This window comes from Flavobacterium cupriresistens (genome assembly GCF_020911925.1).
GTDB classification, from domain to species: Bacteria; Bacteroidota; Bacteroidia; order Flavobacteriales; family Flavobacteriaceae; genus Flavobacterium; species Flavobacterium cupriresistens.
On sequence record NZ_CP087134.1, the window covers coordinates 513,249 to 526,668 of the forward strand.

General features: G+C 34.3%; 14 protein-coding genes. 3 read left to right on the forward strand and 11 right to left on the reverse strand.

Annotated features, from left to right (window positions below):
• Nucleotides 1-67: 67 nt before the first annotated feature.
• Both LNP23_RS02495 and LNP23_RS02500 read right to left on the reverse strand, forming a co-directional pair.
• A complete protein-coding gene (locus tag LNP23_RS02495) occupies nt 68-1,303 on the reverse strand; it encodes an ABC transporter permease (protein ID WP_230003534.1) in 1,236 nt (411 codons plus the stop codon).
• Between the two features lie 119 nt (nt 1,304-1,422).
• Nucleotides 1,423-1,917, reverse strand: a complete 495-nt coding sequence (locus tag LNP23_RS02500) for a YkgJ family cysteine cluster protein (protein WP_230003535.1) — start codon at nt 1,915-1,917, stop codon at nt 1,423-1,425.
• A gap of 75 nt (nt 1,918-1,992) precedes the next feature.
• Between LNP23_RS02500 and LNP23_RS02505 the strand changes: the two genes are divergently transcribed.
• Both LNP23_RS02505 and LNP23_RS02510 read left to right on the forward strand, forming a co-directional pair.
• A complete protein-coding gene (locus LNP23_RS02505) occupies nt 1,993-2,700 on the forward strand; it encodes a class I SAM-dependent methyltransferase (protein ID WP_230003537.1) in 708 nt (235 codons plus the stop codon).
• Between the two features lie 17 nt (nt 2,701-2,717).
• Nucleotides 2,718-3,263: a YfiT family bacillithiol transferase gene (locus LNP23_RS02510; protein WP_230003539.1), complete on the forward strand. Its 546-nt coding sequence runs from the start codon at nt 2,718-2,720 to the stop codon at nt 3,261-3,263.
• An 87-nt stretch (nt 3,264-3,350) separates the two neighbouring features.
• Here LNP23_RS02510 and LNP23_RS02515 read toward each other — a convergent pair whose 3' ends face one another.
• From LNP23_RS02515 to LNP23_RS02550, 8 genes are all read right to left on the reverse strand, one after another.
• Nucleotides 3,351-3,983: a 7-carboxy-7-deazaguanine synthase QueE gene (locus LNP23_RS02515; protein WP_230003541.1), complete on the reverse strand. Its 633-nt coding sequence runs from the start codon at nt 3,981-3,983 to the stop codon at nt 3,351-3,353.
• A 102-nt stretch (nt 3,984-4,085) separates the two neighbouring features.
• Nucleotides 4,086-5,756 (reverse strand): tetratricopeptide repeat protein, encoded by a 1,671-nt coding sequence (locus LNP23_RS02520; protein WP_230003543.1) that lies wholly within the window; start codon nt 5,754-5,756, stop codon nt 4,086-4,088.
• 16 nt (nt 5,757-5,772) lie between these two features.
• Nucleotides 5,773-6,696, reverse strand: coding sequence for a PstS family phosphate ABC transporter substrate-binding protein (locus tag LNP23_RS02525; RefSeq protein WP_230003545.1), 924 nt, complete (start codon nt 6,694-6,696; stop codon nt 5,773-5,775).
• 3 nt (nt 6,697-6,699) lie between these two features.
• Entirely contained in the window at nt 6,700-6,930 is a 231-nt protein-coding gene (locus LNP23_RS02530; RefSeq protein ID WP_026983456.1) for a hypothetical protein, read from the reverse strand.
• Nucleotides 6,930-7,730, reverse strand: a complete 801-nt coding sequence (locus LNP23_RS02535) for an energy transducer TonB (protein WP_230003548.1) — start codon at nt 7,728-7,730, stop codon at nt 6,930-6,932. The genes LNP23_RS02530 and LNP23_RS02535 overlap by 1 nt, the downstream gene beginning before the upstream one ends.
• Before the next feature lie 31 nt (nt 7,731-7,761).
• A complete protein-coding gene (locus tag LNP23_RS02540; protein ID WP_230003550.1) occupies nt 7,762-8,325 on the reverse strand; it encodes an ExbD/TolR family protein in 564 nt (187 codons plus the stop codon).
• Between the two features lie 19 nt (nt 8,326-8,344).
• Complete coding sequence (locus tag LNP23_RS02545) at nt 8,345-8,971, reverse strand: ExbD/TolR family protein (RefSeq protein ID WP_230003552.1); 627 nt, start codon at nt 8,969-8,971, stop codon at nt 8,345-8,347.
• Nucleotides 8,972-9,026: 55 nt separating this feature from the next.
• On the reverse strand, nt 9,027-9,851 hold the full coding sequence (locus tag LNP23_RS02550; RefSeq protein WP_047778952.1) for a MotA/TolQ/ExbB proton channel family protein: 825 nt from the start codon (nt 9,849-9,851) through the stop codon (nt 9,027-9,029).
• Between the two features lie 379 nt (nt 9,852-10,230).
• On the opposite strand from LNP23_RS02550, the gene LNP23_RS02555 reads away from it, so the two are divergent.
• Entirely contained in the window at nt 10,231-11,751 is a 1,521-nt protein-coding gene (locus LNP23_RS02555) for a helicase HerA-like domain-containing protein (protein ID WP_230003554.1), read from the forward strand.
• Between the two features lie 43 nt (nt 11,752-11,794).
• Here LNP23_RS02555 and LNP23_RS02560 read toward each other — a convergent pair whose 3' ends face one another.
• The gene (locus LNP23_RS02560) at nt 11,795-13,135 is read right to left on the reverse strand and encodes an FAD-dependent oxidoreductase (protein WP_230003556.1); all 1,341 of its coding nucleotides are present in this window, start codon (nt 13,133-13,135) and stop codon (nt 11,795-11,797) included.
• Between the last annotated feature and the right edge of the window lie 285 nt (nt 13,136-13,420).

Consider the following 13,420-nt stretch of genomic DNA (forward strand, 5'->3'; position numbering starts at 1 on the left):
TTTTTAAAAAATAAACCCGACAGGTTTTGAAAACCTGTCGGGTTGGGGTGTACTATATAGAGAGAAACTAATCGAAACGAATGGCTTTTACCGGGGAGATCTTGGTTATTATATAGGACGGGATCAATAACACCAGAAAACAAACTGTAACAGTTAACAGATTCAGCAAAATCACATAACCCCAATTTATATATACCGGTGCTTGATTAACATAGTAATTTTCCGGATTAAGCTGAACGATTCCAAAATGCTGTTGAATTAGCAATAATGAGATCCCAATCAGATTACCCCAAAAAAGGCCTCTCATAATAAGGTAAAACGCATTGTATAAAAATATCTTTCTAACCGCCCAGTTATTTGCACCTAACGCTTTCAATATCCCGATCATCTGTGTGCGCTCCAAAATAAGAACCAATAACGCCACCACCATATTAATAGTAGCAACCAAAATCATAATAACAAGGATAACGATAATATTAAAATCAAAAAGCTGCAACCAGTCAAAAATATAGCTGTACTTCTCTATTATTGTTTTAGTATCTAAACTTGATGACGTTTGTTCATAGATTTGATTACCTGTAGCTCTGATTTCACTAAAGTCATTAACAAAAACCTCAAAAGCACCAACCTGATCCGGACTCCACTTATTGATTCGTTGAATATGACGTATATCTCCTATTATATAAGTAGCATCAAAATCCTGAAAACCCGAACTAAAAATTCCTGTTATCACAAAACGACGACTGTTCGGCATTTTACCCTGCTCCTCTTTAATGAAAAAAGTATTAAAATGATCTCCAACTTTAAGCCCTAATCGATCGGCCAGGAATCTGGAAATTATAACTTCTTCATTTAAGGCTTTAGTAAAATCAGGCAACCTGCCCTCAACCAGATATTCTTTTATATTATTCCAATCATAATCTACTCCTACTCCTTTGAATATAATTCCTTCAAAAGCGCTTTCTGTTCTGATAATTCCAGCCTTACTTGCAATCGCCTGTATGTGACTTACTCCGGGAACAGATTTGAAATTGGGATAGAAATCCTGTTTTTTTGAAATAGGAACTATAGTCACTTCCGAATTATTATTGTCATAATTCGAAATAATCACCTGACCATTAAAAGCAGAAACTTTTTCTCTAATTTTCTGCTGCAGACCAATTCCTGTTGCTACAGAAACCAACATCATAATAATACCAATAGCAATAGCCGATATGGCAATTTTTATAATCGGAGCCGAAATACTGCTTTTAAAATTTTTAGCAGTAATAAGTCTTTTAGCAATGAAGTATTCTAGATTCAATTTTCAGTTGTCTTAAAATTAGTGTATGCTCTCGCATCAGTCAAAAATACGTTTAAAAAAACAAAAACAAATTGTTCCAAAAACAATTATATAATATTTAAGTGCCAAACGGGTTCAATTTACAAAGGAAGTCGCTTCTTCATCTCCTCGACGATATTATACGCGGCTGGACAAATCGCAACATTTTTCAAAGTAAGATCTGTAATCTGCTGAAACTTTTTTCGATCGGTATGCGGAAACTCTCTGCAAGCTTTCGGGCGGACATCGTAAATCATGCAATAATTTTCATTATCCAAAAAAGTACAAGGCACACTTTTCAACACATAATCCTTATCCTCATCAATCTGAAGGTATTGTTCTATAAATTGCTGTGGCTTTTGCCTGAAAGATTTTGAAATCCTTTCGATATCAGCCAAAGTAAACAGTGGCCCAGTTGTTTTACAACAATTTGCACATTGTAAACAATCCGTTTTCTTAAACTCTTTATCATGCAATTCCTGCATCACATAGTCTAAGTTTTTAGGTTGTTTCTTTTTAAGCTTATCGAAATACTTTTTGTTTTCGATATGCTTATCTTTGGCTAACTTATTTAAGTTATTTAAAATCTGTTTCAAGTTTAAAATTTAAAGTTGACCTGCAAAATTAAACAACTTTAAACTTGAAACCTTAAACTTTGAACTAAAAATACAATGAAAGATCTTTTTGGAAAAGCAATGTATGATTTTCAGACCCAAAATTCACCTGAAAATATTATTACCGAAACTTCGATTTCTGAAGAAGACGAGATGAGCGTTGACTATTTATTCCGCTCTTATAATGAAATGCCGAAAATAGAACAAAAAGCATTACAACTGGCAACCGGAAAAATTCTGGACGTAGGCTGCGGAGCAGGCAGCCATAGTTTATCCCTACAAAATGACAGAAATTTAGAGGTTACTTCTATAGATATTTCTACTCATGCAATAGAAACCTGCAAACTTAGAGGAGTTAAAAATGTAAAAGTCCAAAACATACTAGATTTTGAAGGAGAAAAATTCGATACCATTGTATTATTAATGAATGGCGTTGGTATTTTTGGAAAACTGGAAAATTGCAATCAGTATTTATCAAAATTAAAATCCTTACTGAATACAGGCGGGCAAATTTTATTGGACAGCTCAGACATTATTTATATGTTTGATGAAGATGAAGATGGCGGCAAATGGATTCCGTCCAGTACTGATTATTACGGAGAACTTGTTTTTAATATCAGCTACAAAGGCGAAAAAGAAGAACCTTTTAATTGGCTGTATCTAGATTACAACACACTTCAGAACGCCGCAATAGCTAACGGACTAAAATGCGAACTTATTCTGGAAGGTGAACATTATGATTATCTTGCCAGACTTTCAATTTAACACTCTTTTTTAAGCTTATGGAAAATTTAGATTTAGAAAAATTAAAATATCCGATTGGGAAGTTCATTACACCTACAACCTATTCGAAAGAGTATCTTTTTAGTCAAATCGAAGAAATTTCATTATTCCCTGAAAAATTAAAACAGGAAACGATCCATTTATCAGCGCAACAACTTGACACTCCCTATCGTCCCGGCGGATGGACCGTCAGACAAGTGATTCATCATTGTGCCGAAAGCCATATGAATTGTTTTATAAGAATAAAATGGGCGTTAACCGAAAACAATCCTGTAATAAAAGCATATGATGAAGTTTTATGGTCTGAATTACCCGATAATTTAAAAATGCCAATAGAGCCCACTTTATCATTACTGGAAGGTCTCCATTTCAGATTAGCTTTTATTATGAAGAATCTATCGGAGACTGAACTGGAAAAAAGCTTCATACATCCGGAAAATAATTCTGCAATTAAGATAAAGCAAATGATAGCCACTTATGCCTGGCATGGCAAACATCATTTAGCCCATATAACTACATTGAAAAAACACAACAACTGGAAATAACCACCAATTGGATCTTTCTTATACACTGTGCCTTCATTATTAAAAACAAAAAATCTCTTCAATTGAAGAGATTTTTTGTTTTATCATTTAAGGAATATTCAAATATTTATGTGTCTGAAGTGAAACACGCCATTTTGGATTATTCATTACATAATCTACAATCAATGGAGTCATTTCTTCTTTTTTACTCCACTCGGGTTGAAGAAATAAAATTGCGTTATCATTTACCAATTCTGCTTGTTCTTCGGCAAAAATAAAATCATGTTTATTGTAGATAATCACTTTTAACTCATGTGCATTATCATAGACGGTTTGAGTTGGCAATTTATTCTTTTTCGGCGAAAGACAAATCCAATCCCATGTTCCGGACAATGGATAGGCACCTGAAGTTTCGATATGGACTTTTAAATTTTTATCTTTTAATTGTTGCGTCAACAAACTCATATCCCATGTCAAAGGCTCACCACCCGTAATTACAACAGTATCCGCATACGTCGAAGCATTTTTTACAATTACATCAATACTTGTTGGCGGATGCAATTCTGCGTTCCAACTTTCTTTCACGTCACACCAGTGGCAGCCCACATCACAACCTCCAATACGAATAAAGTAAGCAGCAGTTCCGGTATGAAAACCTTCTCCCTGAATCGTATAAAACTCTTCCATCAAAGGCAACATAGCACCTTTATTCACTTCTAATTGTATTTCTTTAGCTAACATTATTTTATTTTAAAGTGCAAAGATAGTCATTTAAATACGGAACATAAAAAAACCGGTAGTTCAATGAGAACTACCGGTTTTATATTTAATAAAAGACTTTAATTATTTCAAAGCTTTCACTGACTGTGCCGCATAAGCATTAGCAGGATCTAAAACTAAACTTTTGTTGAAATATTCAATTGCTTTTGCTTTATCTGTATTAGCATAACTTGCACCGATACTGTTGTAAGCTTCAACTACTTTTTTAACTGTAGCTGGTTTTGCCAATTCTTCAGCACCTTTAGCAGTTATTTTAGTAACATACTCTTCGTAGTTTTTAATGATTAGATCATCTTTTTCCAGTAAGTTGTTGATTCTTCCTTTGTACAAGTAAGCTTCCTCATAAGTAGGAGAAGCAACCAATACTCTGTCAAAAGCAGCATCAGCTTTACCTAAAGCAGCAATAACTTCAGGAGCAGTAGCCGTTTTATTTACATTTGCATAGTAAAGAGCAATACCATAATACACATTATCTGTCAAATAACTTTTTGACTCTGTATTCGTAGCTGTTAACTCAAAAAGATCAGCAGCTTGCACAAACTGTTTTTTACCAAATAATTCTTTTCCAAAATCTCCAAGCTCTTCAACAGCAGTAGGATCTAAATTAACTCCTTTTTTAATTTCAGCTAAACCTGAATCAAAAGCAGCTGCATCAACTGCACCTTCTGCATTTGTACCTTTTTTAATTTTAGCATAACCAAGATATAAATAATCTCTTGCGATAATTTTATTTGTTGGTACTTTAATATAATCTTCTAATGATTTAATAGCAACATCATAATTTCCATTCTCATAAGCTGCATATCCTAAATATCTGAAGATTCTAGGATTAACTTTATCCTCAGCAATCATTTTATTTGCCACAACTTCAAGATTTTTATAATCTTTAACCAAGATTAAGAAATCAGCGTGACGCATTTTAGAATCTAATGAATAATCCGTAAGACTTAAATATTTCTCGTAGTTTGTAATTGCTTTTTGCAAGTTAACTGTAGAAGTTGAAGGCTTGTTTCTTGCCCATTTGTAATAAGTCTCAGCCAACTCTCTGTATACCGGTCCGTAATTAACATCTAAAGTAATAACTTCATTAAAAGATTTAATTGCTTCTTCGTAAGATTTGGCCCCTTTCAATAAAACCCCTAATTGCATTTTCGCTCTCAAAAGTGTTGGATCAGCAGTGAATGCATCACGGTAAGCTTTATAAGCGTCATTTTGATTATTAGCACCATAATAAGCATCTCCAATTGTCAAAAGAGCTGTAGCGTTTTGTGGTTCAATAGCCAATGCTTTTTGCAAACTTGCGATTGCATTTTTATAATCCGGGTTATCCGAATTGATATAAGCTCTACCAATGTAAATAAACTCATTTACATCCTTACGTCTAATATCTTTAGTCGCTAAAGCAAAATTAGCCTGAGCTGCCGCTGTATTTTTATTGTTTAGATCGATTTGACCTAATCCAATATAGTTTAGATTTTTCTTATCTGCTGCTTCAATTCCATTTAGGTAATAAATTTTAGCAGAATCAATAACAGATTGATTTAGGTAAATATTCCCTAAAACAAAATTAGCTTCCCCATCAGATGGTTTTGCTTTAATTATTGATTTTAGCAATGATTTCGCTTTTTGAAATTGTTCCGCGTCAATTGCTTTCTTAGCCTGGTTGATGTCTTGCGCTTTTGCCACAGAAACTGAAGCAACTAAGGCAAAACTAAAAATTTTAAATTTATTCATCTTTATAGTAATTAATTTATTCTTTATCTTTTATAATCTGACTTCTAATTTTAAGCTTTCTTCCCGGAGTTCTCACTGGTAGTAAACCTGATTTTAAAACTATACGTTGACCAATGTCCCCAGCAATGAATGAAGCAAACCCCATTCCTAAACCGGAATATCCCTGGCAATTTATAATAAACAAATCACGTGCCAAAGGATATTTCACCTCAGCAAGATCGTTTTGCGTTGGGCTATAGTATGTATTATCATTTAAACCTTTAACACTTAAAACGTTTATTTTCTTAATCAAATCGATCATATTCGGAGCGGGTTGAGACAACCAATTTACTCCAACTACACCGATCATACCATCATTTTCCGAAACGAATTTAATAACTTCTTCATTTGTTTTAAATGAAAAAACACCGTTAGTTGGAATTTCCTTAACCTTTGCCAATTCTTTCATGTAACGGACAGTACTGGAATTAGGATTATCGAATACCAATCCTTTAATACCGGTATCTGTTTTCCCTTGCATAAAATCAATTACAGATTTCAACGCAATTAAAGTATCATTATTGCTTTTACTTGAAATCAAAGCTATCGCATCTGTTGCAAAAGGCGTAATTCTTGGCTTTATTTTACTCTTTGCAAACCTCTCTTCTTCTTCTTTGGACAAGGTTCTTGTTGTAACAACCACTTTTGCTTTTTGATTCAACAAATCATTAATAAGCTCTGCTTCAGATTTCGCTTTAACTGCAATCTTGGCATCGTAATATGTTCCTTCAAAAACCGCAACCTGATCCTCAACGATTGGCTTTATAGTTTCGTCAACCGTAATATCTAAAGATCCTTTTAAGATTGTCTCTTTGCTCTCATCGTTTTTGCTTTTTTGATTGCACATGGCAAACAAAAAGACAAAAGCTACTAAACCAAAAACTTTACTATATTTTAACATAAACTATTCTGCGTTTGAATTAATTAATCTCAGGAAACGGATGGCTGAATAAACAATCAATAAACCACCAAAAGCATATCTGTATTTAGGTTCCATATCTAATGGAAGCTTCTTCCAAAACATAATCATTAAACCAAGCACAAGATATATTAAAAAAAACAGTATTCCTAAAACAAGAAGAAATCGCTCTTTGAGCGATTTCTTCTGAATATTATTAAGCATATCTTTTAACATTATTCTGCAGATTGAATAGTAATAGGTAAAGAGTAAAGTACCCTAACTTTTTTACCATTTTGCTCGCCGGGAGTCCATCTTGGACATTTTTTAAGAACACGAATCGCTTCTGCTCCTGTACCGTAACCGATATCCCTTAAAACTTTAATGTCGGTTAATGAACCGTCTTTCTCCACTACAAAAGTAACGTAAACTTTACCTTTTAAACCTTCTTCATCTGGCGTCTTATAATTGTTTCCTACAAATTTGTAGAACTTTTCAATTCCTCCAGGGAAATCCGGTTTTACTTCGATACCAGCTGTACTATATACACTGTTATCTTCTTCTACCACCTGAGATACAGGACCAGTACCAACTGGCTCATCTACTACAAGTTTTGCGTTTGGATCTCCTTTGATTGTTTCAGAACCTACTTTTTTATCTTTAAGTTCTTCAATTTTAGGCGGATCTTCAGTAACCTCATTAGCCTTAGCTACCACAGGCTTCACAAACTTCACCTGATCCACTTTTGGTGGTGGTGGTGGTGGTGGTGGTTGATTAGGTTTAACTTCCTCTTTCTTTGGAGGTAATTTTACCGTAGCAATCTTAATATCGTTATTCACCTCTTCTTCTTTAGAATCCGGTAAAAGACTAGCAATAAGAGGAGCTGCCACAGCAAAGCTAAAAATAACTGATCCAATGATAAGCGCTTTTACAGTCGTCTTACCGTTCGATTTTCTTAACTCATATGCACCATATATCTTATTACGTCCTTCGAATACGATATCAAGCCACTGATTTTTTATAATATCTAATTTCATTTTTCTTGATTTTTAGGTTGAAGAACCAAGATTACTCTTGCTTTTTATCTATCAATTTCGTTTCTTCCGGTGTAAACTCAGGAACGATCGCATAAGTCTCCACTCCGGTAATAGCCATCTCATCTAAAATATCAACCAAATTACGATAATTTGATTTTTTAGTTGGTTTGATAATAACTATAATTCCATTTTTTGGTTTCCCTTTTGCTGCAGAATAAGCCAAAACAGATTTTTTTCTAGATAATAATTCTCTACGAATTCCATCTTTACCATATGTAATATCTTTAGGCCCTGCAATAGGACTCGCTAATAATCCCATATAATAAATCATTTTATTATCAGCACCCAGCATAACCGTCATAGTACGATTCTCATCTACTTTTGTCTCATCTTTAGCCTTTGTATCCGGGTCTTTATCCGGCAGAGACAAATCCATCGATTGAGGTTTTGACAACGATGTGGTTAACATAAAGAATGTGATCAATAAGAATGCCAAATCTACCATCGCTGTTAAATCGACTTTAGAGTTCTGCTTTTTACTTCTTACCTTACCACCTTTTCCGCCACCACCGTCGCCGGTATTTAATTCAGCCATTTTAGTGTATATTTTTTAATTAAAAGTCTCTTCCTCTCATACCTGTAACTAAGTTAAAGGAATTGATTTTCTGATCTTGCAAAATATCCATTATCTTTTTGATTTGTGGATATTGTTCTTTAGCATCTCCTTTAATTGCAATTTGCAATTCTTTATCATCAAGGTCAATAGCAGCTCTTCTTGAAATCAAAAGCCATTCTTTTAATTGATTGTCTAAAGAATCGATTGGAATACCAGGTTGATTCGCTTTAGTTCTATCAGACGCTTTCATATCGATAATCTGCTTTAAATTTGCTAATGGAACACCGAAGTCATCCATTAAGGCAAATTTAGTTTTATCTTCTTCTGAAAAAGTTACGCCTAATTTTGCTCCCATTCCTTCAAGAGTTCTTTTACGAATCTCTCTTCCTTTAATATCGAAAAACACTTTGCTTTTCCCGTCTTTTCCTTTTCCTATTGTAATAATTGCCAAATCTGAATCCGGTAATTTAGTTTGTGCAACAGAAGAAGGCATATCTACAGGAAGTGCTTCCGGCACCTTAGCAGTAGCTGTCAAAATAAAGAACGTAAGCAAAAGGAACGCAACATCGCACATGGCAGTCATATCTGTCGATGTTGACTTTTTTTTCATTTTTATTTTAGCCATTCTCTTTTATTTTACTTTGATATAATTAATTTATATATTAAATATCAAAAATTAATTATTGTTTCAAACTTCCTCTGAATCTTCTGTAAGTATTTACGATTGTAGTACCAGCCTCATCAATAGAGTAAGTTAAATCATCAATTTTAGAAGTAAAGAAGTTGTAAGATACAATTGCTAAGATTGAAGTAGAGATACCTGTTGCAGTGTTGATAAGTGCTTCAGAGATACCTGTTGCAAGAGCAGCTTGATCCGGAGTACCAGCAGAAGCCAATGCACCAAACGCTTTAATCATACCAGATACAGTTCCTAATAATCCTCCTAAAGTTCCTAATGAAACTAAACTAGAGATAATAGTCATATTTTTTTCTAACATTGGCATTTCTAATGAAGTTGCCTCTTCGATTTCTTTGTGGATTACTTCTGAAGCTTCTTCACTGTTGAATCCCTCTTTTTTAACGTCTTGGTATTTAATTAAAGCCGATTTAATTGCATTTGCAACAGAACCTTGTTGTTTGTCACAAGAAGCGATTGCAGCTTCGATGTTTCCTTCTTTAATGCTTCCTTGAACGCTTTTCATGAATTTATCTAAATTAGCTTTTCCAGCTGCTTTACCGATAACGATGAATCTTTCAATAGAAAAAACAACAACCATTAAAAACATACCTAATAATACTGGTACGATAAAACCACCTTTGTATACTTGTCCTAAAGTATTGATCGGATGTCCAGTTTCTGGATTTCCTCCCTCGAAGTTAGAAGCATCTCCCATGATTACTTTCCAAATAAACACCCCAACTAAAATACACGCAACAATAATGATTCCGGTAATCATTCCTCCTCCATTTGAAGTGCTTTCTTTTTTAACTTTAACGTTTGCCATTTTTTTTAATTTTAATAGTTTTAAATAATTTTATTTTTTAGTTATATTTAACTTGTAGAGGAGCAAATTTATACGTTTAGTTTAAATAAAAAAACTTTTTTTAATTTAATTGAAGGAAATTTAACGTCAATTTAAAAAATATCTCATTAAATTGCCTTTGTTACTTTTTAGATAAAACAAAAAACAGGATGATTTTTGGGAAAATTACAACGTTTTAGTAAATATTCCAACATTCCGCTGATATCTTCTTAAAAAGTTGCGAAATTATTTTTTGTTTTATTTTTATACTGAAAAAGCTTTTTCCTACTAAAAAAAACAAGGTCAAACTGTTAAAAAACACAGCAAAACTCTTATAATCATCTAAATTACGAATAAAAACATGAATAAAAAAGACAATTTCATTCAAGATATAAACAATGGCTATTCTTCAAAAGGTGCCAGTATTATCTTGGGAGGCGCAATCCTGGACGGGGAAGCACTTGCCGAAACCCATGTTAAGATTCCCTTAAAAACGTTAAACCGTCACGGGCTAATTGCCGGCGCAACAGGTACGGGAAAGACCAAAACAATTCAGGTCTTTTCGGAACAATTATCAAATGCAGGAATCCCTGTATTAATGATGGATATTAAAGGTGATTTTAGCGGAATTGCAAAAGAAGGGAAAGAAGAAGGTTTTATTACGGAGCGCCATGCTAAAATCAACATTCCTTATAATGTAGCTGCGTTTCCTGTAGAGCTTATGTCCTTATCCAAACAAAACGGGGTTCGTTTGCGTGCTACTGTTTCTGAATTTGGCCCTGTACTGTTTTCCAGAATTTTAGACCTAAATGATACGCAGACGGGAGTTGTTTCTGTAATCTTCAAATATTGTGATGACAATCAGATGCCTTTACTGGATTTGAAAGACATTAAAAAAGTAATCAATTATATTACAGAAGAAGGAAAAGATGAAATTGCAGCGGCTTATGGTAAAATTTCAACCGCAACAACCGGAACTATTCTGAGAAAAATAATCGAATTGGAACAACAGGGTGGCGATTTGTTTTTTGGAGAGTTATCTTTCGAAATTGATGATTTGATGCGTATTGATGAAAACGGAAAAGGATACGTAAACATTATTCGTCTGACGGACATTCAGGATAAACCTAAATTATTCTCGACTTTTATGTTGAGTTTATTGGCTGAAATTTACCAGCAGATGCCTGAAAAAGGAGATTCTGATCAGCCTGAACTGGTAATCTTTATTGATGAAGCACATTTAATTTTTAATGAAGCCAGTAAAGTTTTACTAGAACAAATTGAAACTATTGTAAAACTAATTCGTTCTAAAGGTATTGGCGTTTATTTTGTCACACAAAATCCAATGGATGTTCCTAGTGGCGTTTTAGCACAATTAGGATTAAAAATTCAACATGCGCTTAGGGCTTTTACAGCCAATGACAGACAGGCAATCAAAAAAACAGCGGACAACTACCCTACCTCAGCCTACTACAAAACAGATGAATTATTGACAAGCTTAGGGATTGGAGAGGCATTGGTTACGGCATTAAATGAAAAAGGAGTTCCAACACCACTTGTCGCAACCATGATGCGTGCGCCAATGAGCCGAATGGACGTTTTATCTGCCGATGAAATTGAAGTGATCAATGGTAAATCGAAACTGGTAAAAAAATACAGCGAAGAACTTGACCGTGAAAGTGCTTACGAAATTTTAACCAAAAAAATAACCGATGCACAACAAGCGAGTTCGGAACAGGAAGAGGCTCAAACTTCTCAAAAACAATCCAAATCAGAACCTAGTACAGCAAGTGTGGTTGGTAAATCTGTTTTAAAAGTTGTAACGAGTGCTACTTTTATCAGAGGTGTTTTTGGCGTTTTGTCTAAGATATTTAAGAAATAAAAAATTAAACCCGACAGGTTTTGGAAACCTGTCGGATTTAATTTTATTGATTTAACAACTCCAAAATCTTGTTTTCGATTTCGGGAGTGTGCCACGTATTTTCAATATTATCTAATTTTAGAATCTCATCCATGATTGCGTTTTGGAAATCGCCAATCGCCAGGGCCTCTGTATAGGGACGATCACTAAAAGTCACACGACTGTATAATGGAATCCATCTATCGGGATGTTTATCTGAGAATGCTTTTTCAATTTTCTTTTGCAACAAGAATTTCTCATCTGCAGTTTTAGTACTCATTTCCATAAAATTGCGATACGAAAGTTCTGCTATCGCATCTGCATTAGGCTTACGAGAAATTTGATACTCAGAGAAAACTTTTTTCCAATCATCTCCGTACTTTTCGATCATTTCATTTAAAACTGTGATGTCTTCAAAACCGGCATTCATACCTTGCCCATAAAATGGGACTATTGCATGGCAGGCATCTCCGATTAGAGCAATTTTATCTTCATATGTCCACGGAAAACATTTCATGGTAACCAAAGTACTGGTTGGGTTTTTGAAGAAATCTTCTGCCAGTTTTGGAATTACTTCAATCGAATCCGGGAAGTTTTTTTCAAAAAATTCCTCCACGCTCTTACGGTCTGTTAAAGACGCAAACGAATTTTCGCCTTCAAATGGCATAAACAAGGTACAGGTAAAACTTCCGTCTAAATTAGGAAGTGCAATCAACATGTACTCACCACGTGGCCAAATATGAAAAGAATATTTATCTAATTTATGTGTAGCGTCTGAATTTGCCGGAATATTTAATTCTTTATAGCCCATATTCAAAAATTCCTGTGAATAATTGAACATACTCTGACGTTGCATGCGGTGTCTGATTCTTGAGAAAGCACCATCGGCACCAAAAACCATATCAAATTTCTTCTCTTCCCACTCACCTCTTTCGGTATCGCCAATATGCAGCGTGGCATCATTGAGCGTAACATCCCAGATTTTTTGTTCAAAGAAAAACTCTGCTCCGGCTTGTTCTGCAAGATCAATCATTTTTCTATTTAAAGTCCCTCTTGAAATCGAATAAATCGATTCGCCTTCCTGACCATAATTTTGAAAATTTAGTTTGTCTACCAAATGAATGGCACGTTTGTCCATTGGGATTGCGATTTCGCGAACCGCATCACCAACACCAACTGCATCAAGAGCTTTCCAACCACGGTTGGACATTGCCAGATTGATAGAACGTCCCGAAAAATTGATTTGGCGAATATCAGGACTACGATCATAAACATGAACGGTATGACCTGCTTTTTTAAGGTAAATTGCTAATAACGATCCTACCAATCCAGAACCGACAACAGCAATTTTAAGTGGAGTTTGCATCAAGAAAAATCTAAATAATAAGACCGTAAAAATAAGTAATAAATGCACAAAACTTTAAAATAAAGCAAATATTTAGCATTTAAGCCCCCTAAATACCTATTAGCTGTTCACAAAAAAAGACCGTTGGCACGATTTCTCCTCTCCTTTGTGGTTTGTTATCGCTATTGGAACATTACAAAAGAGTTCTGGTTCTGCTCATCGTAGCAGCTGTTTCTTCGAAAATCTTCATTTTTCAGAGCAAAATACAGGAGAAAAAATCTATTTTTACTACTCAGAAACTATAAC